The 23,099-nt window shown below is 70.1% G+C and carries 22 protein-coding genes; 12 read left to right on the plus strand and 10 right to left on the minus strand.

Annotated elements, in window-relative coordinates; all coding sequences use genetic code 11:
- Positions 1-25: 25 nt before the first annotated feature.
- On the minus strand, positions 26-3,052 hold the full coding sequence (locus tag GVY64_RS32140) for a tetratricopeptide repeat protein (protein ID WP_159849670.1): 3,027 nt from the start codon (positions 3,050-3,052) through the stop codon (positions 26-28).
- 108 nt (positions 3,053-3,160) lie between these two features.
- Here GVY64_RS32140 and GVY64_RS32145 point away from each other — a divergent pair, with 108 nt between their 5' ends.
- From GVY64_RS32145 to ligD, 5 genes are all read left to right on the plus strand, one after another.
- The gene (locus tag GVY64_RS32145; RefSeq protein ID WP_039797937.1) at positions 3,161-3,394 is read left to right on the plus strand and encodes a hypothetical protein; all 234 of its coding nucleotides are present in this window, start codon (positions 3,161-3,163) and stop codon (positions 3,392-3,394) included.
- Between the two features lie 19 nt (positions 3,395-3,413).
- Positions 3,414-4,514, plus strand: coding sequence for an SPFH domain-containing protein (locus tag GVY64_RS32150; protein WP_159849672.1), 1,101 nt, complete (start codon positions 3,414-3,416; stop codon positions 4,512-4,514).
- Between the two features lie 32 nt (positions 4,515-4,546).
- A complete protein-coding gene (locus GVY64_RS32155; protein ID WP_159849674.1) occupies positions 4,547-4,948 on the plus strand; it encodes a cold-shock protein in 402 nt (133 codons plus the stop codon).
- Positions 4,949-5,068: 120 nt separating this feature from the next.
- Positions 5,069-6,154 (plus strand): ATP-dependent DNA ligase, encoded by a 1,086-nt coding sequence (locus GVY64_RS32160; protein WP_201298251.1) that lies wholly within the window; start codon positions 5,069-5,071, stop codon positions 6,152-6,154.
- A complete protein-coding gene (gene ligD, locus GVY64_RS32165; protein ID WP_159849676.1) occupies positions 6,151-7,152 on the plus strand; it encodes a non-homologous end-joining DNA ligase in 1,002 nt (333 codons plus the stop codon). The genes GVY64_RS32160 and ligD overlap by 4 nt, the downstream gene beginning before the upstream one ends.
- 6 nt (positions 7,153-7,158) lie before the next feature.
- Here ligD and GVY64_RS32170 read toward each other — a convergent pair whose 3' ends face one another.
- The 3 genes from GVY64_RS32170 to GVY64_RS32180 form a co-directional block, all read right to left on the minus strand.
- Positions 7,159-7,911, minus strand: coding sequence for a DUF4190 domain-containing protein (locus tag GVY64_RS32170; RefSeq protein ID WP_159849678.1), 753 nt, complete (start codon positions 7,909-7,911; stop codon positions 7,159-7,161).
- 371 nt (positions 7,912-8,282) lie between these two features.
- Positions 8,283-8,978: a TetR/AcrR family transcriptional regulator gene (locus GVY64_RS32175; protein ID WP_159849680.1), complete on the minus strand. Its 696-nt coding sequence runs from the start codon at positions 8,976-8,978 to the stop codon at positions 8,283-8,285.
- Positions 8,962-10,107, minus strand: a complete 1,146-nt coding sequence (locus tag GVY64_RS32180; protein ID WP_159849682.1) for an acyl-CoA dehydrogenase family protein — start codon at positions 10,105-10,107, stop codon at positions 8,962-8,964. Before GVY64_RS32180 ends, GVY64_RS32175 begins: the two co-directional genes overlap by 17 nt.
- Positions 10,108-10,470: 363 nt before the next feature.
- On the opposite strand from GVY64_RS32180, the gene GVY64_RS32185 reads away from it, so the two are divergent.
- The 3 genes from GVY64_RS32185 (at position 10,471) to GVY64_RS32195 (ending at position 13,359) form a co-directional block, all read left to right on the plus strand.
- On the plus strand, positions 10,471-11,403 hold the full coding sequence (locus tag GVY64_RS32185; protein ID WP_159849683.1) for an alpha/beta fold hydrolase: 933 nt from the start codon (positions 10,471-10,473) through the stop codon (positions 11,401-11,403).
- Between the two features lie 89 nt (positions 11,404-11,492).
- Positions 11,493-12,923, plus strand: a complete 1,431-nt coding sequence (locus GVY64_RS32190; RefSeq protein ID WP_159849685.1) for an SDR family NAD(P)-dependent oxidoreductase — start codon at positions 11,493-11,495, stop codon at positions 12,921-12,923.
- 46 nt (positions 12,924-12,969) lie between these two features.
- A complete protein-coding gene (locus tag GVY64_RS32195; RefSeq protein WP_159849687.1) occupies positions 12,970-13,359 on the plus strand; it encodes a DUF2784 domain-containing protein in 390 nt (129 codons plus the stop codon).
- A gap of 15 nt (positions 13,360-13,374) precedes the next feature.
- Here the strand turns inward: GVY64_RS32195 and GVY64_RS32200 are convergent, their stop codons facing one another.
- Both GVY64_RS32200 and GVY64_RS32205 read right to left on the minus strand, forming a co-directional pair.
- Positions 13,375-14,133, minus strand: coding sequence for a thioesterase II family protein (locus tag GVY64_RS32200; protein ID WP_159849688.1), 759 nt, complete (start codon positions 14,131-14,133; stop codon positions 13,375-13,377).
- A gap of 531 nt (positions 14,134-14,664) precedes the next feature.
- On the minus strand, positions 14,665-15,645 hold the full coding sequence (locus GVY64_RS32205) for an MBL fold metallo-hydrolase (RefSeq protein ID WP_159849690.1): 981 nt from the start codon (positions 15,643-15,645) through the stop codon (positions 14,665-14,667).
- 83 nt (positions 15,646-15,728) lie between these two features.
- Between GVY64_RS32205 and GVY64_RS32210 the strand changes: the two genes are divergently transcribed.
- Complete coding sequence (locus tag GVY64_RS32210; protein ID WP_159849692.1) at positions 15,729-16,679, plus strand: LysR family transcriptional regulator; 951 nt, start codon at positions 15,729-15,731, stop codon at positions 16,677-16,679.
- Here the strand turns inward: GVY64_RS32210 and GVY64_RS32215 are convergent.
- The 3 genes from GVY64_RS32215 to GVY64_RS32225 all read right to left on the minus strand — a co-directional run bounded on the left by GVY64_RS32215 (position 16,664) and on the right by GVY64_RS32225 (position 18,142).
- Positions 16,664-17,533 (minus strand): serine hydrolase, encoded by an 870-nt coding sequence (locus GVY64_RS32215; RefSeq protein ID WP_159849694.1) that lies wholly within the window; start codon positions 17,531-17,533, stop codon positions 16,664-16,666. The two genes, GVY64_RS32210 and GVY64_RS32215, sit on opposite strands and share 16 nt — an antisense overlap.
- Before the next feature lie 66 nt (positions 17,534-17,599).
- On the minus strand, positions 17,600-17,860 hold the full coding sequence (locus tag GVY64_RS32220; protein WP_159849696.1) for a hypothetical protein: 261 nt from the start codon (positions 17,858-17,860) through the stop codon (positions 17,600-17,602).
- 111 nt (positions 17,861-17,971) lie between these two features.
- A complete protein-coding gene (locus GVY64_RS32225) occupies positions 17,972-18,142 on the minus strand; it encodes a hypothetical protein (protein WP_159849697.1) in 171 nt (56 codons plus the stop codon).
- 566 nt (positions 18,143-18,708) lie between these two features.
- On the opposite strand from GVY64_RS32225, the gene GVY64_RS32230 reads away from it, so the two are divergent.
- Positions 18,709-20,049, plus strand: coding sequence for a CoA transferase (locus tag GVY64_RS32230; protein ID WP_159849699.1), 1,341 nt, complete (start codon positions 18,709-18,711; stop codon positions 20,047-20,049).
- Between the two features lie 59 nt (positions 20,050-20,108).
- On the opposite strand, the gene GVY64_RS32235 is transcribed toward GVY64_RS32230, so the two are convergent.
- A complete protein-coding gene (locus GVY64_RS32235) occupies positions 20,109-20,684 on the minus strand; it encodes a TetR/AcrR family transcriptional regulator (RefSeq protein WP_159849701.1) in 576 nt (191 codons plus the stop codon).
- A gap of 117 nt (positions 20,685-20,801) precedes the next feature.
- Between GVY64_RS32235 and GVY64_RS32240 the strand changes: the two genes are divergently transcribed.
- Together GVY64_RS32240 and GVY64_RS32245 are read left to right on the plus strand one after the other, a co-directional pair.
- Entirely contained in the window at positions 20,802-21,854 is a 1,053-nt protein-coding gene (locus GVY64_RS32240; protein WP_159849703.1) for a nucleoside hydrolase, read from the plus strand.
- On the plus strand, positions 21,851-22,735 hold the full coding sequence (locus tag GVY64_RS32245; protein WP_159849705.1) for an amidohydrolase family protein: 885 nt from the start codon (positions 21,851-21,853) through the stop codon (positions 22,733-22,735). The genes GVY64_RS32240 and GVY64_RS32245 overlap by 4 nt, the downstream gene beginning before the upstream one ends.
- Positions 22,736-23,099 lie beyond the last annotated feature (364 nt).

Below are 23,099 nucleotides of genomic sequence, written 5' to 3' on the forward strand. Positions count from 1 at the left end.
CCGACCACCGCGCGCGGCCGAGCGTTCAGTCCCCGGCCTGGCCCCGCCAGTACCCCAGAGTGTTCTTGGTGCGGATGGTGGCGGCGTGGTTGGGGCCCAGGGCACGCAACTCCGCGACCAGCAGGACCTCCAGTTCCGCGACCGCGCGGGTGAGGTCGCCGTGCCGGGCGCGGCAGCCGGCGAGTTCGTTGCGGGTGGCGAAGGTGTCGGGATGGTCCGGGCCGAGCACCCGCAACCGGTCGGCGAGCAGTTTCTCCCAGTCGATGATCGCGCCCGCGAGGTCGCCGCTGTCGGCGCGGTATCCGGCCAACCGCCCGCGGGTGAGCAGCGTGTCGGGGTGGTCCGGGCCGAGCACCCGCAGGCGGTCGTCGAGCAGCCGGGTGAACTCCGCGCCCGCCCCGGCCAGATCGCCGCTGCGCGCGCGGAAGGCCGCGAGGTTGTTGCGCGCGCCGAGTGTGTTCGGGTGGTCGGGCCCGAAGACGCGCAAGTAGTCGGCTACGAGTTGCTCGAATTCGGCGCGGGCGCCGGTGAGATCGCCGCTGTCGGCCCGCCAGTACGCCAGGCTGTTGCGGGTGCGCAGGGTGTCCGGATGGTCGGCGCCCAGCACGCGGGCGCGGTCGGTGCGCAGCTGTTCGAATCGGGTGATCGCCCCGGCGAAATCGCCGATGTCGCCGCGGTTGGACGCCAGATTGTTCCTGGTACGCAGGGTTTCGGGATGGTCGGGGCCGAGCAGGCGCAGCTGGTCGGTCAGCAGCTGCTCGAATTCCGCGCCTGCGCCGGAGTAGTCACCGCAGCGGGCGCGATAGCCGGCCAGGTTGTCGCGGGTGTCCAAGGTGGCCGGGTCGTCGGCGCCGAACACCCGCAACCGGTCGGCGAGCAATTGCTCGAAATCGGCGACGGCGCCGACCAGATCGCCGCTCTCGGCGCGGTGATAGGCGCCCCGCTGCCGCGTGGTGAAGGTGTCGGGGTGGTCCGGCCCGAGTGCCTCGACGAAGTCGGGCGCCCACGCGGCCCACAGGTCGCGGTCGTCGGCCGACCTGCCGGTTTCCAGCTTCATCAGGAAATCGATCGCCAAGGCGGAGTCACCGTAGGCCAGGCAGTGGCGCACCGCCGCGCCCCGCGCGTAGTCGGCGGCCCGGTCGGTGTCGTCGGCCTGGATCGCCGCGACCAGGGCACGGTGTGCGTCCGCGATGTGCACACCGCGACGGTGGCATTCCGCACGCAGCGCGGGCAGGAACGCGCTGTGGGTCACGCCGAGCGACTCGCGCACGGTACCGGGATGACTGCGGGTGACCAACGCGCCGAAATTCACCGCGAAGTCGCGGATCCGTGCGGCGCTCAGGTCGACGCCGAGCGACAACAGGGCCGAATCCAGCAACTCCAGCGGCAGCACCGGGCCGACACCCGCCGCGACCAGTAGCCCGAGCAGAGCCGCCACGTCACTCGCGGTCGCGGGATCCACCCCGCGCAGCGCGGTCTCCACGCGTAGCGCGATGACCCGGTCCAGGCCGATTCCGGAGGCGACCGCGCCGTCGGTCAACCCGGACGCGACCTCCAGCAGGATGCGCGCCACCAGCCAGCCGCCGGAGACCACGCGCGAACCGCTCGCGTCGGTCGGGGTCTCCGCCAGCAGCCGTTGGATCCAGCCGATCCAGTCGACCGGGCCGACCGGCGCCGTGCCGCGCGCCGAGTCCACCACGGCGGCGATGTCGTCGGCCGCCGGTTCGGCGACATCGATGCGGTACATATGCGCCAGCCCCGGATCGTCCTCGACGCCGGTCCCTGGCCGGATGCCGACGATCACCCGCACGTGCCGGAGGTCTTCGCGGCGGGTGAGATCGGCGATCGCCGCCACGAGCAGCCGCCTGGTCCCTTCCTGCGGCTGATTGAGTCCGTCGAACACCAGGGTGACCCGGCGTCCGGCCGTGGACAGGCGCGCCAGCGGGCGGCGGACCAGGATGTCGAAGATGTCGAACTCGTCGCGGGGCCGATGCGCCCGCGCCGCGCGCGCCGCTTCCGGGAAGCCGTGCAGCCGTGCGTCCAGCTGCGCGGCCAGCTCCGCGGCCACCGACTCCACCGAGCTGTTGACCGTGAGGAACACCGCGGCGGTGATGTAGTCGGGGGTGACGGCGAGCCCGTCGACCAGGCTGGGACGGATCAGCATCGCCAGCAGCGTGGACTTCCCCACGCCCGCCGGGCCCAGCACCGCCCGCAGCCGATGGCTGCCCGCGTCGACGATCGCGTCCAGATGCTCCCGCACATCGGGCGTCAGCAGCAGGCCTCGGGTGAGTTGGTCGACGAACCCGGCCGCCGACCGCCCGCTCACCGCGTCGCGATGACGCGCGGTGTTCGGCACCAGCCACAGGCCGGGGTCGACGCCCTGCGTGGTGGACACCGCGCCGGAACTGAAGGACAGATGCTGCGGCTGTTGGTGGGTGCACCGCACGGCGATCGGATCGACCAGATCGGAGGGCAGCAGATTCTCGCCGCGTAGCGGCAGGCCCAGGTCGAAGGTGGCCAGCATCGTGCGGGTGAAGCACCCGGAGTAGGCGGGTCCGTCGCCCGAGGCGACCAGCAGCTCCATCCGGCCGCCCGACTGCGCCAGCAGATCGGTCCACCGGCGCGCGGCCCCTTGCACGCCCTGACCGGCCTCGCAGGCGTCCACGAGCAGCACCAGCCCGTCCAGCGCGGCACGGTCGAGCCGCTCGCGGATCTCCTGGGTCAGATGGAAGGCGTTGTGCGAGGTGGGATCCGCGGGGGAATCGTGGCCGAGCAGGTAGAAGTCCTCGGAGGTCGTCGCGACGCCGTGCCCGATGAAGCCGAGCAGCAGCGTGGCCTGCCGCTGGGATGCCGCCGCGAACGCGGCGTCCACGGCGGTGATCAGTTGCGCGACAGTCGGATTGAGCACCGGTCCGTCGACTTCGGTCGCAGGCCGCCAGCCGCCCGCGTCGGTCAGGCTTCCGTACAGCCCTTGGGCGAGTTCGTCGGTGAAACCCAGTTCCCCCAGCGCCGCGCATTCCGACCCCACCACCAGCGCCAGCCGACCTCCCATGCAAGAAACATACCCGCGCCGTCGCGGCCGTCCTCCCCGGCCGATATCGAAAGATGCTGTGCGAGACGTAGGGTGACGATCCGGGAACCGGAAGAAGGAGATCGCGGGATGACCGACCCCGTGGTGGGTTTGACGGGTACGCTCACATCGCCGATCCGAGGTGCCGGGACGCTGGGCGAGGTCCTGGTCGCGATTCGCGGGGGAACCGAGCTGTACATCGCACAGTCCACCGAGCCGATCCCGGCCGGTGCGGCTGTGCTCGTCATCGCGGTCCATCCGGGGCGCGTCGTCGACGTCGTCCCGTGGATTCCACTCACCCCGGATCCGGCCGGAGAAACCTGAGACAGTAAGGGAGACAGACGTGCTGGGTTACCACGTGCCGGACCCGGATGAGGCGATGCTGGTCAGCGGCGGCAAGAGCCGGGACAACGCGCCGTTCAAGGTGATCATCGGGCGCGGCGCCTGGGTGGTTCCGCTGTTCCGCAAGGTGCGCTACCTGTCGCTGGCGATGTTCGAATCCGAGATCAAGGAGCGGTGCGTCACCAAGCAGGCCATCCAGCTCGACGTGCGCGCGGTGATCGCGTTCAAGGTCGCCAACGACACCCAGTCCATCGTGAACGCCGCCCAGCGGTTCCTCTCCGAGCAGGAGCGGGAGATGTCGGTGCTGACCGGGCGCATCTTTTCCGGGCACCTGCGCTCGATCGTCGGCTCGATGACGGTCGAGGAGATCATCCGGGAGCGCCAGAAACTGGCCGACGAAGTGCTCGTCGCGTCGAAAGTCGAGATGAGCAATATCGGCCTGTGGGTCGATTCCTTCCAGATCCAGTCCATCGACGACGGCAACCTCGGCTATATCGCCGCCCTGGCCGCGCCGCACAATGCCGCGGTGCAGCGCGACGCGCAGATCGCGCAATCGCAGGCCGCGCAGGCGGCGGCGCAGGCCGAGCAGGAATCCCAGCGCAGGCAGGCGGAATACCAGCGCGAGACGGCGATCCTGCGCGCGCAATACCAGCGCGATATCGACAAGGCCAACGCCGAGGCCGCGCAGGCAGGCCCGCTCGCCGAAGCGATGGCGTTGCAGGAGGTGCTCACCGCCCAGGCCGATCAGGCGCGCAAGGAGGCCGAGCTGCGGGAGCAGCAGTTGCAGGCCGAGGTCGTGAAACCCGCTCAGGCCGAGGCGGATCGGGTGCGCATCCTGGCCGAGGCGGAGGCCGACCGCACCCGTATCCAAGCCGCGGCGGCCGCGTCGAACAATCGGATCGCGCTGGATCAGTTGTTGATCGAACAACTTCCCGAAATCGTGCGGCAGGCGTCGAACGGGTTGGCGAACGCGAATCTGACCGTGCTGAACGGACCCGACGGAGTGAGCGAACTGGTGAACGGAATGGTCGGTCAGGGACTGACGGTTTTCCATTCGTTACAAAAGGCTCTTTCCTCCGACGACGGCGAAAACGCGAGTTAAAGTGGCCGGGTAGCGACGGCGACGAGGAGCGGGTGTTGGTGTCCATCGGGAAATTGGTGTCGTTCGACAGCTCTCGGGGATTCGGATTCATTCGGCCGGAGGACGGTGGGCCCGACGTGTTCGTCCACGTCAACGACATCGGCCTGGACGAGGACGAGTTGCGGCAGGGGCGGGTGTTCGAATTCGAGGTGACCGAAGGCGACCGCGGCCCCAAGGCGGTGAATCTCACCGTGGTCGGCGGGTCGCCCGCGCCACCCGCGCGGCACAAGGGAAAGGACCGGACGGGTTCGGGACAGCTCACCGTCGCCGAGCACAAGCGCCTGATCACCGAACTGCTCTTGGACGCCAGCCCCGCGCTCACCGCGGGCGAAATCCTCACCATTCGCGACCGGCTCACCGCGTTCGCCGACCAGCACGGCTGGCTGGAGAACTGAGCGGCGGGTTCCACGATCCTGTCGGGGCCCACGCCTACGATCGAGCCGCGGCCGCATACCGATGAGTTCGCTTCGCGCGCGCCGTCGGTATGGGTAAGGATCGAATCCGAGGAGGATCGCGTGGACCTACCGGTGATGCCACCAGTGCGGCCGATGCTGGCCAAATCCGCGCCCGCGGTGCCCCGCGAGCCGGGCTCGAGCTACGAACCCAAATGGGACGGCTTCCGCTGCATCGTGTTCCGCGACGGCGACGAGGTGGAGCTGGGGTCGCGCAACGACCGGCCCTTGACCAGGTATTTTCCCGAGGTCGCCGAGTTGTTGAAGCAGGCGCTGCCCGATCGCTGCGTGGTGGACGGCGAGATCGTGGTGGTCACCGAGCAGGGCCTGGACTTCGACACCCTGCAGAACCGCCTGCACCCGGCCGCGTCCCGGGTCGCCAAGCTGGCCGAGGAGACGCCGGCCAGTTTCGTCGCCTTCGATCTGCTCGCACTCGGCGACGACGACCTGACCGGCGCGCCGTTCACCGAGCGCAGGCGACTGCTGGAGACGATCCTGGACACCGCGCTCGCGCGCGTCCACCTCACCCCGCTCACCCACGACCCCGACGTGGCCGAGGACTGGTTCACCCGTTTCGAGGGCGCCGGATTCGACGGCGTGATGGTCAAGTCCGACGACCTCGCCTATCTCCAGGACAAGCGGGTCATGCTGAAGGTCAAGCACGAGCGCACCGCCGACTGTGTGGTGGCGGGTTTCCGCTGGCACAAAGACGGGGCCGGAGTCGGTTCGCTGCTGCTCGGGCTCTTCGACGACGAAGGCCACCTGCACCACGTCGGCGTGGCCAGCAGCTTCACCACGGCGCGACGCACGGAACTGGTCGAGGAGCTCGCGCCGCTGCGGGAGAACGCGCTGGACAACCACCCGTGGCGGGACTGGGCCGACGCCGCGGCGCAGGCCGCCGCGGACGGCAAGATGCCCGGCGGCGTCAGCCGCTGGACCGGCGGCAAGGATCTGTCCTGGGAGGCGCTGCGGCCGGAACTGGTCGCCGAGGTGCGCTACGAGCACGTGCAGTCGGGGCGGCTGCGCCACGGCGGCAGGCTGGTGCGGTTCCGGACCGACCGGACCCCGGAGTCGTGCACCTACGCGCAGCTCGACGAAGTCGCGCCCGCGGAACTGAGCACGCTGTTCGGCGAAGGCGCGGCGCGATGAGCGAGTTCGTCGACATCGAGACCGACGGCCGGACCGTCACGATCAGCAACCCGGACAAGGTCTATTTCACCAAGCGCGGCGAGACGAAACTCGATCTGGTGCGGTACTACCAAGCGGTCGCCGAACCCTTCCTGAACGTGGTCGGCGGGCGGCCGCTGCTGCTGGAGCGCTACCCGGACGGGGCATCGGGCAAATCCTGGTTCCAGAAGCGGGTGCCGAAATCCGCGCCGCAGTGGCTGCGCACCGTGGAGGTGTCCACGCCCAACGGCACCACCAGCGACGCCCTCGTGGCCCACGATCTGGCCCATATCCTGTGGGCGGTGAACCAAGGGTGCCTCGGATTCCACGTCTGGCCCAACCGGGCCGACAATCTGGAGATTTCCGACGAGCTGCGCATCGACCTCGATCCCTCGCCGGGCATCACCTTCGCCGATCTGCGGCACGCCGCCGTCCGCACCAGGGATCTGCTCGGAGAACTCGGCATCGAATCCCGGATCAAGACCTCCGGGTCCCGCGGTCTGCATCTGTACTCCGCGCTGGAGCCGAAGTGGGACGGCTATCAGGTGCGGGCGGCCGCGGTGGCGCTGGCCCGTGAACTGGAGCGCCGGTACCCGGAGGACATCACCGCGCAGTGGTGGAAGGAAGAACGCGGCAACCGGGTTTTCATCGATTTCAATCAGAACGCCCCGCACAAGACGGTTTTCGGGGCCTGGTGCGTGCGGCCGAAGGTCGGCGCGCAGGTGTCGACGCCGATCAGCTGGTCCGATCTGGATTCGGTGGTACCCGACGAGCTGACCATTGCGACCGTGCCCGCCCGCTACGCCGAATCCGGCGACCCGTGGGCCGACCGCGCCCCCCAGTCCATCGCCCCGCTACTGGAGATGTCCGAACGAGACATGGCGGCGGGCCTCATGGACGCGCCGTGGCCGCCGCAGTACCCGAAGATGCCGAACGAACCGCCGAGAGTGCAGCCGAGCCGCGCCAAGAAGACCGAATAGCGCGCGTTACTCGGTCCATAACACCCAGGTGCCGCTGCGGCCGCTGAGCTCGCACACCAGAGCTCGGCCGTCGGCGGTGCGTCCGGTCTTCGCCCCGGACGCGTCGCACTTCGAACCAGCCTGCTGCACGGCGGTCGCGACGACGTGCGGGCCCGCCCACTGGTAGCCACCGGAGGTGGTGAGACAGATCAGGGTGCCACCGTCGGCGGCGCTGCCGATCTGGCCGAGCTGCGCCTCGGTGCACGACGAACCTTTCGTGACCGGTCCCTGCGATGCCGAGGGGGTGGTGGTCACGGCAGGGCTCGGCGCTGCCGCCGTTGTCGTCGCCACCGGACGCTCGATGGTCGTGGGCACCGAGGCGACGGGCGTGGGCGCGATCACGGATTGGCGGTTCATCACGTCGGGCAGCCAATTGCCCGTCAGCAGGACGACCCCCGCCACCGCGGTGATCTCCGCGACGCCGAGCAGCAGCGCGAACATCGCCATGACCCGGCCGCGCGGGTGGCTGAAGGCGATGAAGCCGAACACGATGGCGACCGGGAACAACCCGAGCAGTGCCGCCACCAGGGCGACGATCGCGTACGGATTGACGATGGGCGGGATCTCCACCCGCAGGCGCCCGGTCCGGCGACGGCTCGGCGGCTGCTCGGGCCAGCGCTCGTCCTCGTCGTCCTCCCAGCGGCCGTCGGGCTCCGACCAGCGATCCTCCGGCTGCGCCTGCGGCCAGCGATCCGTATCACGCCGTTCTGCCCGTGTCATTCAGGTTCCCTCTCCACACCAACACACCGCGCAGGAACCTCGGACTGCCCGGACCCGCCCCGATATACCGACACAGAATAGGGCGCGCGACGCGAAAAGTTGATCCGAAGTATCCAATATTCGTGATCGGGCCGTGATAACAAACTCTCCGCAACGCTCGCGGATTCGTTAGCCGAGGCGCATGCCGGTCGCCCGACGCCCCGGCGTGACCGCGGCCCTTCTGAGGAGGAGTCATGGCCGATACGGCGACGTCGAGCGGCCGGGACACCCCCATGGCATGCCAGGGCCGGCGATTTGCTCGGCGACAGCTTCGATCTGCCCGGCATCGCGTTGTGCGCGCTCGCGGTGGTGGCGGTGGCGCGCCCGATTCGCTACAGCGGCGCGCGGTGATCCGTGGCGTCGGGCCACTGCCTGCGATCGACCTTGGGCAGCGATTCGGTGACCAGTGTCAGCAACATGTCGCACAGCAGGTCGTGCACCTGCTCGCGGGTGAGCGTGCCGCGGGTGATCCATTCCCGGCCCGCGACCTTGACCAGCCCGCCGTAAGCGCGCACCATCGCGCGCAGTTCGGCGTCGTGTGCCGAATGGGCCAGTCCGACCATCAACAGCAGGCGTTCGGCGGCCGCGTCGTCGGCCGCGTCGAGGATCTGCTGCACCTCCGGATCGTCACCGACCCCTTCGTGGCTGGTCACCTTCACCCAGGTGCTGCCGTGTTCGGCGATGGTGTCCAGCAGCCAGCGCACACTGGCGTCGACACGCTCGCGCCAGGTGCCGGTCGGCACGATCATGCTGTCGAGCTTGGGCAGGGTCACCATGCGCCGCACCACCGCGAGGTAGAGATCGCGCTTGTTGCCGAAATAGTGGTTGATCAGGCCGCGGGCCACGCCCGCCCGCTGCGCCAGCTCGGCGGTGGAGACGGCCGCGTACGGCCGTTCGCCGAACATGTCGATCGCGCAGGCGAGGATCTGCGCGCGCCGCTCGTCGGGTTCGAGCCTGCGACGGCGCGGTAGCGCCGGATCGGCGCCACCGTCCGCGGTCGCGCTGGTGGTGTCAGAGAGACCGGGCAATGAGATCCTTCATCACCTCGTTGCTGCCCGCGAGAATGCGCAGGACGCGGGCACCGGTGTAGAGCTGGGAAATCGGGTACTCCGTCATGTAGCCGTAGCCGCCGAACAGTTGCAGGCAGCGGTCAACCACGATACCGAGCTGATCGGTCAGCCAGTACTTCGACATGGCGGCGCTGGGAATATCGAGTTCGCCGCGCAGGTGCTTGTCGATGCAGTCGTCGAGGAAGGTGCGGGAGACCTTGGTGATGGTCGCGCATTCGGCGAGCTCGAACTTCGTGTTCTGCATCGCGAACAGCGGCTTGCCGAAAGCTTCGCGGCCCTTGGTGTAGTCGACGGTGAGCTGCACGGCCTTCTCCATCATGGCGACCGCGATGATCGCCGTGACCAGGCGCTCCTGCGCGAGCATCTGCATCATCTGGTAGAAGCCCTGGCCCTCGGCGCCGCCGAGCAGGTTGGACGCGGGCACGCGCAGGCCGTCGAAGAACAGTTCGGCGGTGTCCTGGGCCTTGCCACCGATCTTGTTCAGGATGCGACCACGCTTGAAGCCGGGGGTGTCGTCGCCGACTTCGGCGAAGATCAGCGAGACACCGGCCGCACCCTTGGTCGGGTCGGTCTTGGCGGCGATGATGATGCCGTCACACAGCCAGCCGTTGGTGATGAAGATCTTCGAGCCGGTGATGACGTACTCGTCGCCCTCACGCACCGCGCGGGTCTTGATGTTCTGCAGATCCGATCCGGTGCCGGGCTCGGTCATGCCGATGGACAGCACGATCTCGCCTGCGGCCGCCTTGGGCAGCACTCGCCGCTTGAGATCCTCGGAGCCGAACTCGTACAGGTACGGCGCGATGATCGAACTGTGCACGGGGATGCCCATCGATCCGTCACCCGCGCGCGCCTGCTCCTCGATGATCGCGGCCTCGTGGGCGAAGGTACCGCCCCCGCCGCCGTATTCGGCCGGGATCGCGGGGCACAGCAGGCCGAGCTCACCCGCCCGGTTGTACAGCGCGCGATCGGGGTGCCCCTGGGCGACGAATTTCTCCTCGTGCGGCACGACCTCCTTGTCGAAGAACGTCTTCGCCAGGTCGCGTACCGCCTCGACCTCGTCGTCACTCCACGCCGCGCGTGCCATCGCTGGATCCTTTGCTCGCTCCGGTCCGGCGCCGTCGCCGGTTCCGCCTCAGGCTCCCGAACTATTGGCGAGTTGTCAACAGTGGTCCGTGCCGCTGCCGGCCGTCCGGCGTCGAGCCGGATCGCCGGTGCCCGCGTGCGGATTGCGAGGCCCCGACGGCAGTGCATCCGGCCGCCGACGGGCTCACTCGGCGGTGGTTCGGCACCCATCTCGCGAGACCGGTGGTGACCTGCGCCATATTCGGGCGTTTCACCTTTCCCTTGATGGGTCAATTCTTCGTACTGTCCGTATCGGAATTACTGACGTCGGGCACGACGGCGACGTGCCATCGGATCGGTAGCCGGCAGCGAATGAGGTAAGGACATGGCCGAACTGCTCGACACCACCGAAACGCCCCGCCCGGACCGCACCTGGACGGTCGACCGGGACGGCGCCCGGCTCGCCGTCTACGAATGGGGTGACGCCGCCGCCGACCCGCTGGTACTGGTGCACGGACTCACCGACACCCACCGCGTCTGGTCGACGGTCGCGGCTCTCCTGGCCGACGGCTTTCGGGTCATCGCCTACGACGTGCGCGGCCACGGACGTTCGACCGCCGCCGCGGCGACGTCGGAGTACCGCCTGGACCTGCTCGCGCAGGACTTCTACGCCGTCATCGATGCCGCATGTCCGGGCAAACCGGTGCACACGTGCGGCCACGGCTGGGGCGCCGTTCAGCTGTGGGAGGCCGTCTGTGACGAACGGGCCAACACCCGCATCGCCTCGTTCACGGCGATCGCCGGACCGAACCTCGATCATCTCGGCCTGTGGTTGCGTGCGCTGCCGCCCCGCGCCGGGCGCCAACTCCGCGACCCGGGCTGGTGGCTGCACGGCGCGCGCTGGGCGCTGACGCCCGGTCCGATCGCCCGCAGGCTCTGCCCGCCGCGGGTGCGCGGGTTGCTCGTGCACCGCCTCGGCGGCGTCACACCGCTGCCCGCGCGCGTGGCGGGCACCTGGCGCACCGATCTGCTCGCCGGAGCCCGCGTCGCGCACGCCAATCTGCTGCACCACCTCGGCCGACCGCGCGTGCGTCGGACGGCCGTCCCGGTCCAGTTGCTGGTCGACACCACCGATCCGTTCGTCCCGGCCGCCGTCTACGACGCCTCGGCGCGCTGGGTCGACAAGCTGTGGCGCCGCGCCGTCCCGGCGAATCACTGGTTGCCGATCACCGAACCGCTGCTGGTCGCCGAGGCGATCGCCAACTTCGTCGACGATCTGCGCGCCGATCGCGCGGCCATCACCCCGCGCAGCAGCTGACCGCGCCTACCCGCCGGGGCGCGGGGTAGCGGGTTTGCGACAATGGGCCGGTCGTCTGCCCAGCTCGATGAAGGATGTCCCCTGCCGCGATGGCCGAAAGCATGATCGATCCCGAGGATCTCGCGACCTGTCTTCGGGTCCTGGAGCACGCCGGAGCGCTCGACAAGGATCATCCGGATTCGGTGGCCGTGCAGCGCGCGGTCGGGCACATGTTCAAAAAACTCAAGCAGCGCCGCCGCACCGAAGCGCGCGCGGCGGTCGCGGCCGCCGACCGCGCGGTGGTCGCCGCCACCGCGACCGGCTCGCCGAACCGGATCGATGACGAGACCGCGGGCATTCCGATCAGCTCGACCACGAGCGGAGCCAGCGCGGGCACCCTGACCCGCCCGCGGCCCTGCTACATCTGCAAGCAGCGCTACACCCAGGTCGACGCCTTCTATCACCAGCTGTGCCCGGACTGCGCGGCCAGCAGCCACGCCAAGCGGGACGCCCGCACCGACCTGACCGGACGGCGGGCGCTGCTCACCGGCGGCCGCGCCAAGATCGGCATGTACATCGCGCTGCGGTTGCTGCGCGACGGCGCGCACACCACCATCACCACCCGCTTCCCCAACGACGCCATCCGGCGTTTCGCCGCGATGGACGACAGCGCCGACTGGCTGCACCGGCTGCGCATCGTCGGCATCGATCTGCGCGACCCCGCCCAAGTGGTCGCCTTGGCCGACGACGTCGCCGCCCAGGGCCCGCTGGACATCCTGATCAACAACGCCGCGCAGACGGTGCGCCGCTCCCCCGGCGCCTACAGCGCCCTGGTCGAGGCCGAATCGGGACCGCTGCCCGCGGGCGCGCTGCCGGAGGTGGTGAGTTTCGGCAAGACCATGCAGGCGCATCCGACCGCCCTGACCGCCTCGCTCACCCCCGCGCTGACCGCCGCCGACGTCGCGGAACTGGCCTTGGTCGCGGGATCGGCGACGCCCGAACGCATCGCGCGCGGCGTCGCGATCGACGCGGGCGGCCTGGTGCCCGACCTCGCGTACACCAACAGCTGGGTGCAGACCGTCGCGGAGGTGGATCCGACCGAACTGCTGGAGGTGCAGCTGTGCAACTCGGTCGCGCCGTTCATCCTGGTCTCGCGCCTGCGCCCGGCGATGTCGGCCGCGCGGGCGCGCCGCAAGTACGTCGTGAACGTCTCGGCCATGGAGGGGCAGTTCTCCCGCGCCTACAAGGGCCCGGGGCATCCGCACACCAACATGGCCAAGGCCGCGTTGAACATGTTGACCCGCACCAGCGCCCGGGAGATGTTCGAACAAGACGGCATTCTGATGACCGCGGTCGACACCGGCTGGATCACCGACGAACGCCCTCACTACACGAAGCTGCGCCTCGCCGAGGAAGGCTTCCACGCGCCGCTGGACCTGGTCGACGGTGCGGCGCGGGTCTACGACCCCATCGTGCAGGGGGAGAACGGCACCGATCTGTTCGGCTGCTTCCTCAAGGACTATCAGCCCTCCCCCTGGTAGCGGCCGGGCGCGGATCCGCGGCGCGCCGGAAGGCTACGCTGGAAGCGTGTTCTACCGGCTGACGGCCGACGCCACCGCCGTCACGCATTTCGCCTTCGTGGCCTATGTGGTGGTCGGCGGGTTCCTGGCGTGGCGCTTCCCGCGCACCATCTGGCTGCACCTGCTCGCGGTCTGCTGGGGCTTCGGCACGATCGTGGTCGGCTTCGACTGCCCGCTCACGCATCTGGAGAACTGGGCGCGCGAGCGCGCCGGGCAGCAGCGGCTGCCGTCGACCGGGTTCATCGACCACTACCTCACCGGCGTGATCTATCCCGAGGACGCGCTCGGATTGGTACGAGCGCTGGCGGCAGCTGTAGTGGTGGCGTCCTGGATCGGTTATGCGTGGGCGGTGCGCCGACGGAACGCCCCGGCCGCCGGTGTGCACGCCCCGCACTGATCCGCCGCAATTCGGTCAGACGCCGAGGTGGCGCGCGACGAAACCGGCGACTTCCGCGCCGTGCTCGTCGAGATAGAAATGCCCGCCGGGAAACGTGGCGCGGTCGAATCCGCCGCTGGTGTACGCGCGCCATCCCTCGGCCTGCTCGGGTCGCATCGTCGGGTCGTCCGTGCCGACCAGTGCCGCGATGTCGGCGCGCAGCGGCTCCCCGGCTCGGTGGCGATAGGTCTCGACCGCTTGGTAATCGGCACGCACGGCGGGCAGCACGAGTTCGGCGAGGCCCGGCTCCGCGCGCAGCAGTTCGAGCGGGGCGGGATCCGAGGCGAGCCGCACCAGGTCGTCGATGAGGTCGTCGTCGGAGGCCAGATGCCGCCGTTGCGTCTCCTCGAATTCCGGTGCCGGACGGCCGGACACGAACAGCGTGGTCACCGGTTGCCCCGCGTCCTCGAGCCGGCGTGCGGTCTCGTACGCCACGGTCGCGCCCATGCTGTGCCCGAACAACGACAGCCGCTCGAACCTGTGCTGCGCAAGCACCTCGCGGGCGATCCGGTCCGCCAGTGTCACCAAGTCGGTGATCAGGTCCTCGCCGACCCGATCCTGCCGTCCCGGGTACTGCACCGCGAAAACCGCGACGCCCGCTTCGAACCGCTGCGCGAGGTCCCGATAGGCCGTCGCCGATCCACCGCCGGGCGGAAAGCACAGCAGGTGGTGCCGCGCGGCCGCCTCGGATCGCAACGTCCGCAACCACGCCGAGTCGGTGCTGCCGCCTGCCACGTTCGATCTCCCTTCGCCGACGCCGTCCCGCCGCGCAGGCCGGACCAGACCACGGTAGTCGCCCGCGGTCGCCAGGTCCGGTCGACCGCCTCAGCCCTCGCACATCACTCGCGGCGATGTGGCCGGGTCGGCGCGGTTGTTCCGGCAACTGCGCCACGCGGAGCGGATCACGCACCAGTGCCCGGAATTCCACGCCTCGAGCAGCCAGTTCCCTGCCGATGTTTCCGGTGGCACCGGTGACGAGTATCTTCGCTCTCCCGAGATATCGTTTGCCGAGCGTCTCACCGCGGACCTCACCCCCGCGAGCGCAAGCACCTGCTCACCGCCCGGGCCAAGATCCACCGTGCCGCGGGCGAGATAGCGGACGGACCGATCGAAGCCGCCGAGCACTGACCGATTCCCGATTCGTGGTACCCGACCGGTGGATGGGCCGGGCGTAACAGGGCCGAATCGGGATGTGCCGTATGGATTCAGCCGCACTCCGAGCACACAACCCACCGGACGGTCCGTGCGCGCGCACCGGGGGACCGGTCAAGGCGTGAAGGTCTGCAGATGATCCACGGTGACGAAGGTGCTGTGCGGAGCGGCCGCGGCCACCGCCGCCCGCAGTGGCTCGAGGCCGCCCCAGTCGCGCGCGGGTTCGGTGAGCGGGTGATCGAAGTCGTCCCAATGGGTGGGCAGCACGTAGCGCGGATTGCCGGTGGCGCGCAGCAGGCGTGCGACGTAATCCTGGATCTTGCCGCCTCCGGCGGGCAGCAGCAGCACATCCGGGCGCAAGCCCGCCACTTCCGACTCGATGTAGTTCGAGCCGCCGAAGTCCAGCACACTCACCCCGCCGCCGCTCACCTCATAGGCGAGCGTGCCGCCCTCGACCAGATCGCGAATCACTCTCGGCTGCGGCAGATTTCCCGTTCCGAGGCCGGGCCGGGTGCCCGCGAAAGCCACCGTCGCGCGCGGCCCCGACGCGGAGTGCAGCGAACGCAGCACCCGGATGGTGTACCCGTCGAAGCGGAGGAACTCGCCACCGGTGGCCAATGCGAGCTGCTGCTCGGGCGCGCCGAGCGCGGCCATCAGGTTCAGGTGCGTCTCGGTGCCGAGCACCGTCGCTCCCGTCTTCTTCGCCAGGTACGGCACGTCGGCGAGATGGTCGTAGTGGCCGTGGGTGACCAGGATGTGGTCGGCACGCAGTTCGCCGCTGTCGACGTAGCGGTCGATCAGCGCGGTGTCCACCGTGATCGGCGTCTGCGGGTCCGCTCCCTCGGCGGTGTAGGTTCCGGTATGGAACCTGGTCAGCCACGGATCGATGAGCACGACCTTGCCTCCGGGCAGGCGGATCTCCCAGCTGTTGTTCCCCCACCACCGCAGCGTCACCTCGCCGGACGACCCACCCGCCGACACCGGCGCCGCCGCCTCGTTGTTCGTGGAATCCGTTGCACCGCAAGCAACTAGACCCGTAAGCGCGGCCGCCCCCGCAGTCGCGCCGAAGAATTCACGCCGTCCGAAACCTCTCATGCGGGCACCACACCACACGCGCGGCGTCCCTGTCCAAGACCGCACTGCGCGGTCGGCGATATCGGAACGGATATCGTCGCAGCATGGACCAGCTGCGTCAGCTCCGGTACTTCGTCGCCGTCGCGGAAGAATTGCATTTCGGGCGGGCCGCCGAACGCCTCGGCATCGCCCAGCCACCGCTGAGCCAGCGCATCCGCCGCCTCGAGACCGACCTCGGCGCGCGGCTGTTCGACCGCGACAGCCGCCGGGTCGAACTCACCGAGGCCGGGCAGATTCTGCTCGCGGAGTCGAGGGACCTGCTCGCCCGCTGGGAACGGACGCGAACGCTGGTCGCCAAGGCGCATCGCGGCGAGATGGACGCAGTGCGGATCGGTGTGCCGCCCGAACTGGCCGGGCGGGTGCTCGCCGCGCTGCTCACCGCGTTCGAGACCAGGGACATCCGGGTCGATCTACAGGAGCTGACCACCGCCGAGCAGGTCCGGCTGCTCGCCGACCGGCAGCTCGACGCCGGCTTGCTGCAACACCCGGTCGACGTGGTCGGCCTCGAACTCGGGCCGGTGGTGGAGACGCCGCTCGGCGTGGTGCTGCCCCGCGATTCGCCGCTGGCCGCACGGTCGGCCCTGGCACTGGCCGACCTGTCCGGGCACGGCTTGGTGATCTTCCCGCGGGCCGCCGCGCCGGGACTCTACGACGCCACGCTGCGCCGATGCTGGGAACACGGTTTCCGTCCGTCGTCGGTACAGCACGCGCGCAATCCGGAATTCGTCCTCGGGATGGTGCTCTCCGGCCGCGGGGTGGCCTTCGACCAGGGCATGGTGGCGCAGAAGGAACCACGCGTGGTCTGGCGTCCGCTGCCGGAGGGAGCGCTGAGCCATCGCCTGTCGCTGGCCTGGCCGGTGGGCGGGGCGCATCCGCTGGTACGCGAGCTGGCCGAACTGGTCGTGACGGTCGTGCAGGGCGACGGCGCGTCCCGGCCGAGCACGGTCGCCGACCCGCCGCAGCGGCCGTGGAACGTCGTCTACGGTGCGCCGTGAACGATGCGACCGATCGCCTCGACGGCGGCGGCTCCGATCGCGCGGTCCACCTCGGGCAACCGCTGCACCAGAGTCGCGGCCCTGGTGAAAACCGCCACGGCGTAACACTTCCCGTCCGGATACTCGACGACGCCGATTTCGTTGCGCACGCCGGGCAGCGTCCCGGTCTTCGCCCAGACCTGCACGTCCGGCGGGAAAGCGGCGGCGAGCCGATACCAGTTCACCTGCTGGCGCATCAGGTCACGGACCCACCGGCACGCCTCCGGCGCACCCGCCTGGTCCCGGGCGATCAGGGTGAGCAGCCGCACCATCTCCCGCGGGGTGCTCGCGGTGGTGCGCCGCGGGTCAAGCGCCCGGGTGCACAGCACCTGTTCGGCGTTCAGCGCGGAGAACCGGCGGGCGAACTCGGCCGGGTCGGCCGCGCCGATGTCCTCGGCCATGGATTGCACGATCGCGCGCGGCGGGCCCACGACCCGCGTGGCGGGGAGATCCAGTTCGCGCAGCAAGGACCGCACGTTGTCGAGTCCCACGCGGTCGAACAGCAGGTCGGCGGCGGTGTTGTCGCTGATGGTGAGCGCGAAGTACGCCGCGTCGCGCAGGCTGAGCTCGACGTCGTCGGCGCAGCCCGCGGTGCCGACGCCGCCGAGCCGATCCGCCGCCCTGGTTCGCATCCGGTCGGCGGGGTCCAGTTGTCCCGCCGCCACTTGCCTCGCGAACTCCAGGACGAGGGGCACTTTCACCACCGAGGCCAGCACCACCGGCTCGTCCGCGCCAGCGCCCGCTTCGGCGCCGCAGTGGACGCAGCGGGCATGGATCCACCCCTCGACGCCCGCCGCCCGGAATATCGCCTGCACCGATGCAGCATCCCCGGCCTCGGCGGCGCGGACGGCACCGGGGTCGCGGGAACGGATGCGAACGGTTCAGTCCTCGCCGGGAGCGGACTGCGCGAGCCGCCGCTCGAGTTCGGCCACCCGCTGCCGGTAGTCGGCCGATTCGTCCAGCCGAGCGGACATTTCGTCGGTCAGCTGGGCGATGCGGCCGAGATAGCGGTGCGCGGGACGGGCGGCCCAGTGGGCGCCGGCGCGGCCGTATTCCACCGCCCGGCCGACATCCTCGGCCGCGATTCCGGCGGCGGCCGCGTCCGCCGTGGCCGCGGCGCGCGCGGCCTCGAGCTGGTCCACGCGCAGGCGCGTCGCCTGGTCGTGACCGGCCGTTCCGAGCGACGCGCGCTCGGCCGGCGAGGTCCTGGATTTCGCTCAGGTACCCGGCGTTCTGGGCATCCTGCACGGCCATCAGCTCGTAGTCGTGTGGATCGGTGCGCGGCGAACCCGGTCCGGCAGCAGAGCGGCGCGCGGCCGCAGGTCGATACCGAAGACCGGAACGCGCTCCAGCGCTGCCTTGGTCTTCTTCGTCCGGGTCACGGGGACCGTGTATTCCGCGCTTCCGGCGTAGACGTCGGTCATCGTCGTTCGACCTCACATATCGTGCCGCGCGGTGTTCCGGCGCGGCCGGCCCTGCTCTGCCCCGCCGTCCGCACGCGGCGGACTCGGTCAGCGGATCCGCGCGGCGTCCCGCGCCGATCGCCGCGGTGCAGCACGAGGACATCCTCGCCAATTCCTCGGGTCGAGCGCGCGGAACTATCCTCACTAGCGAGAACGCCGGTCCGGCAGCCGTTTTCGCGCTCCGGGATACTCGGAGGTGACGCGCGCCTCCTCCGCGCGAAAGGACCGCGAAAAGACCGAGCGGCGCAGGCTCGGCAGCACTTCATCCGCAATCGCCGCGCAACGGCTTCGCGCTCGCGCGGTCACCGCTCGCGCGCCCGCGATCGACCGATCCGGACGAGTGCGATCTCCGGCCCGCGCTCGCCCGCCGCGGCGAGGCCTCGCGTACCCGCACGCGGGCCGCGCTTCGCTCCGCGCCGAATCGGCGCAGGTGACGTCAGGGTACGACCACGCAGCCCGCATCCGAGGACCGTTGCGCGGGGACCACGACACCCGACTTATCCGGGCCGGCAACTAGGCTGAAGCGAGTGAACACGCACGCACGGCTCGTCCAGGACTACGAGGCCGGTATCGGTGTCACCGCCTCGCGCACCTCCCCCGCGCCCGATCCGGGTAGCAATCTCGCCGCGACATTACCGGTCTGGGCGCTGGCCGCTGGTTCGGTCGCGGCCCTGGCCGCCGCCGCGAATCGCATGCGGACCGCGCGCGGTCTCCACCCGGTGGCACATCGCATCGATCCGGCTCGCATCACCGCGGCCTTCTCCAGCGAGCGCCTCTTGAGTATCGACGGCCGAGGGCCGACACCGTTCGCCGACCTCTCCGGATTCTTCCCCACCTTCGACGGATGGGTTCGTACGCACGCGAACTATCCGCACCACCGGGCCCGGCTGTTCGCCACGCTCGGCCTGCCAGAGTCCGCGCCGGTCGATCTCCTCGTCGCACAGATGGCCATGATCCGCGCCTCCGACCTGGAGGAGCAGGCCGCCGCGCAGGGCGCCATCGCCGTCCGTGTCCGCACCGAGGAGGAATGGTCCGCCAGCCCGGAGGGACGAGCCGCGGCGTCGGGTCCGTTGGTCGCGATCGACGAGCGCGCCGATCGCGGAGACACCGGATTGCCCGGGGGTGCGGCGCCACTGCAGCCGCTACGAGGACTGCGCGTGCTCGATCTGACCAGGGTGATCGCGGGACCGGTCGCGACGCGGGCACTGGCGTTGCTCGGCGCCGAGGTGCTGCGCGTCGACCCGCCGCAGCTGCCCGAGATCTCCTGGCAATTCGCCGACACCTGTCAGGGCAAACGCTCGACCTTGGTCGACCTGCGCGCCCGTGGCATCGATGACCTGGTCGCCGCCGCCGACGTGCTGATCACCGGGTACCGGCCGGGCGCGCTCGAACGCGCGGGAGTGCGGGCGGCCGCCCGTCCCGGACTGATCCATGGGCGGGTGTCCGCATGGGGTGAAACCGGTCCGTGGGGCGAGCGCCGCGGCTTCGACAGCATCGTGCAGGCCGCCTCCGGCATCTCGGCCATCGAGGGTGCGCCCTCGGTGCCGGGGGCGCTGCCCGCGCAAGCGCTGGATCACGCGTCGGGCTACCTGCTCGCCGCGGGCGTGATCGATGCCCTGGTCGCGCGCGGCGGCGACGGCGTCGGTCGGAACGTGCGAGTGGCTCTGGCCCGCACCGCCTCCTGGCTGCTCGACGCACCGGACCGCACACCGCGGCACGGCAAGGCCGCGGCGCCGAGCCCGGCGGTGGCGGTCCGGCACGGCCAGGTCGTCACCGCGCCGCCCGTGCTCGCCGAGTACCCGGACTACGCCTGGCCCGCGCCCGCCTACGGCGCGGACCGTCCGGCCTGGCCCCTGCCGACGCACTGATCGTCACGCCGGGACGCCGCGAGAAGCACAGCGGCGTCCCACCGGTGAGCTGCCGAGCACTAACCCTCGGTCCCGGCGAGCGCGGCGACCGCCTGCGCCAGGCGATCGCCGTCCGGGAGGTCCGCCTCCGGAGCGATGGTCTGCAAGACGCCGAGACCCTGCACGAGTACGAAATACAACTCGGCGATCGCCGCTGCCTGGTCGCCGCTCAGCTGAGGATGCGCTTGCCGCAGCGCGTCCGCCATGTCCTGGTAGGCGCCGGGCAGGCTCTGGGCGAAGAATTGCTGCGACTCCGGTGAGCGCGCCACGCGCACCAGGTTCTCCAGGCTGGCCAGCATGCTGTCGCGGTTGTCGGTGAACACCGCGGGCATACCGTTCCACATCGCGGCGAACGCCGCCAGCGGCGCGACACCGCTGCCCTCCCGGATCTTCGCCTCCATGCTGTCGCCGATCGCGGTACCGAGGGAGTCGGCCAGCGCCTCGGTGATCAGCTGATCCTTGGAGCCGAAGTGGTACCCGATCGCCGCCAGGCTCACCCCGGCCGCCGAGGCGATGTCGCGGGCGGTCGCCTTGGCGATGCCACGCTCGACGATGACTTTCCGTGCTCCCGCCAGCAGATCCTCGCGATTTCCCATGACCACAGGCTACAACGTCTCAGACAAATGTACTAGACGGATGTCCAACCCGCTGCGAACACCGAGCCAGCGGCACCTCGCCGTCGCCCGGGCATCCCGGCTCGCTAGTCTCGTGCCGTGCGGCAGAAGATCATCCTGGACGTCGACACCGGTATCGACGACTCCCTCGCGCTGCTGTACCTGCTCGGCTCGCCCGAGGCCGAGATCGCGGGCATCGCCGCCACGGCGGGCAACGTCGCGGCGGCCCAGGTGGCGGCCAACAACCTCGCCTGGCTGGACGTCTGCCACGCACCGGAGATCGAAGTGGCGCTCGGCGCCGCGGATCCCTTGGCCATCCCGCTGCGCACCACCGAGGACACGCACGGACCCCAGGGCATCGGATACGCCCAGCTCCCCCCGTCCGCGCGCGGCCTCTCCGCGCGATCGGCCGCGCGGATGTGGGCCGAGCTGGTACGCGCGCATCCCGGCGAGATCGTCGGGCTGTGCACCGGACCGCTGACCAACCTCGCCCTCGCCCTGCGGATCGAACCGGAGCTGCCGCTGCTGCTGGACCGTTTGGTCATCATGGGCGGGGCATTCAATCATCCGGGCAACACCACGCCGACCAACGAGTGGAACGTGCACGTCGACCCGGAGGCCGCCAAAGAAGTCTTCGACGCGTTCGCCGCCGCGCCCGCACAGCGCAGGCCGATCGTCTGCGCGCTGGACATCACCGAGACGATCGAGATGCGGCCCGAGCATCTGGCGCGCCTGGCCGAGCGGGCGAAGAGCTACCCGGTGGAGGTCGTCTCGCCGGACGATCCGCCCGGAACCCGCTCGGACGCGAGCAATCCGATCGTCCGGCACGTCACCGATGCCGTGCGGTTCTATTTCGATTTCCATCACGCCTACGACTTGGGCTACCTGGCCCACATGCACGATCCTTTCGCGGCCGCGGTGGCGCTGGACCCGGCGCTGGCCCGCACCCGCCCGGCGACGGTGGACGTGGAGCTGGCGGGCACCATCACCCGCGCGACCACGGTCGCCGACTGGGCGGGCATGTGGGGCCGCGAACCCAACGCGGAGATCGTGATCGGCACCGACCCCGAGCTGTTCTTCGAACGACTGATCGCCCGGGTCGGCGACTTCGCGCGAGCCGTGCACCCGCCCGCGGCACGGGAGGTCCGATGACCGGCGCCGACGACGCGACCTATCTGTCGTCCTTCCGCGCCGGGCTCGGGCTGCCCGGCATCATCGACGTTCACACCCATTTCATGCCCGACCAGGTGATGCGGAAAGTGTGGGCGTACTTCGACGCGGCCGGACCGCTGATCGGCCGCAGCTGGCCGATCACCTACCGCGCCGACGCGCAGGTCCGGTTGAAGACTCTGCGGGACTTCGGGGTTCGCGCGTTCACCGCTCTGGTATACCCCCACAAACCGGACATGGCCGCGTGGCTCAACGAATGGACCGCCGATTTCGCCGCCCGCACCCCGGACTGCCTGCACACCGCCACGTTCTTCCCCGAGCCGCAGGCGGCGGACTACGTCCGGGAGGCCGTCGAGCGTGGAGCGCGCGTCTTCAAGGCGCACGTTCAAGTCGGCGGTTATCGTCCGGGCGACCCGCTGCTGGATCCGGTGTGGGGCCTGCTGGAGGACGCGCGCGTTCCGATCGTCATCCATTGCGGTTCCGGCCCGGCGCCCGGGACGTACACCGGCCCGGAGCCGATTGCCGATGTGCTGCGACGCTTTCCGCGGCTGCGCCTGATCGTCGCGCACATGGGCACGCCCGAGTACTCCGAATTCCTCGATCTCGCCGAGGAGTACCCGGACGTGCGGCTGGACACCACGATGGTGTGGACGGATTTCTCCGAGGCCGACGCCCCGTTTCCGGCGCACGAGCACGGTAGGGTGCGCGCCTTCGCCGACCGCATCCTGTTCGGCAGCGACTTCCCGAATATCCCGCACTCCTATGGTCATTCGATCGAAGCGCTCGAACGGCTCGATCTCGGTGACGACTGGTTGCGCCGGGTCTGCCACCACAACGCCGCGGAGCTGTTCGGCCTGCGGTGACCGGTCCGGCTCGGGATGTCCGGACGCTGAACCGCGCGCACCGGTGCGCCACTGCTCCGGCTCGCCGAGCAGCGTCATCCTCCATATCGGCCTGGCAGAACGCGAGCTGATTCACGCAAGCCCCGCGCGATCGTGCGTGGTCCGAGTCCGGCGTTCGTGCAGGGTCGCGCCACCGGCCTCCCGGCACGGCCGAACTTGCGGCTACCCTGACGACCAGCAGACCGACCCCGGCACGGCCCCGTTACCTTTCTCGTGGGTCCGATCCAGGGCCTCGGTCGCCGGGCCCGGTATGACTTCTTGCCCCTGTCTTTCGCATGATCCGGGGGGTGGTGTCGCCGGGTACCGGTGGCATCGGATGGACCGC

This window comes from Nocardia sp. CY41 (assembly GCF_009829325.1).
In the GTDB taxonomy this organism is placed as follows: domain Bacteria; phylum Actinomycetota; class Actinomycetes; order Mycobacteriales; family Mycobacteriaceae; genus Nocardia.

Bases quoted from the DNA above. Each gene is read 5' to 3' on its own strand.
- GVY64_RS32190 (WP_159849685.1), top strand. From the start codon at position 11,493: ATGGCCGAAAGCATGATCGATCCCGAGGATCTCGCGACCTGTCTTCGG.
- ligD (WP_159849676.1), top strand. From the start codon at position 6,151: ATGAGCGAGTTCGTCGACATCGAGACCGACGGCCGGACCGTCACGATC.
- GVY64_RS32145 (WP_039797937.1), top strand. From the start codon at position 3,161: ATGACCGACCCCGTGGTGGGTTTGACGGGTACGCTCACATCGCCGATC.
- GVY64_RS32210 (WP_159849692.1), top strand. From the start codon at position 15,729: ATGGACCAGCTGCGTCAGCTCCGGTACTTCGTCGCCGTCGCGGAAGAA.
- GVY64_RS32205 (WP_159849690.1), bottom strand. From the start codon at position 15,645: ATGAGAGGTTTCGGACGGCGTGAATTCTTCGGCGCGACTGCGGGGGCG.
- GVY64_RS32180 (WP_159849682.1), bottom strand. From the start codon at position 10,107: ATGGCACGCGCGGCGTGGAGTGACGACGAGGTCGAGGCGGTACGCGAC.
- GVY64_RS32140 (WP_159849670.1), bottom strand. From the start codon at position 3,052: ATGGGAGGTCGGCTGGCGCTGGTGGTGGGGTCGGAATGCGCGGCGCTG.
- GVY64_RS32235 (WP_159849701.1), bottom strand. From the start codon at position 20,684: ATGGGAAATCGCGAGGATCTGCTGGCGGGAGCACGGAAAGTCATCGTC.
- GVY64_RS32245 (WP_159849705.1), top strand. From the start codon at position 21,851: ATGACCGGCGCCGACGACGCGACCTATCTGTCGTCCTTCCGCGCCGGG.
- GVY64_RS32170 (WP_159849678.1), bottom strand. From the start codon at position 7,911: ATGACACGGGCAGAACGGCGTGATACGGATCGCTGGCCGCAGGCGCAG.
- GVY64_RS32225 (WP_159849697.1), bottom strand. From the start codon at position 18,142: ATGACCGACGTCTACGCCGGAAGCGCGGAATACACGGTCCCCGTGACC.
- GVY64_RS32185 (WP_159849683.1), top strand. From the start codon at position 10,471: ATGGCCGAACTGCTCGACACCACCGAAACGCCCCGCCCGGACCGCACC.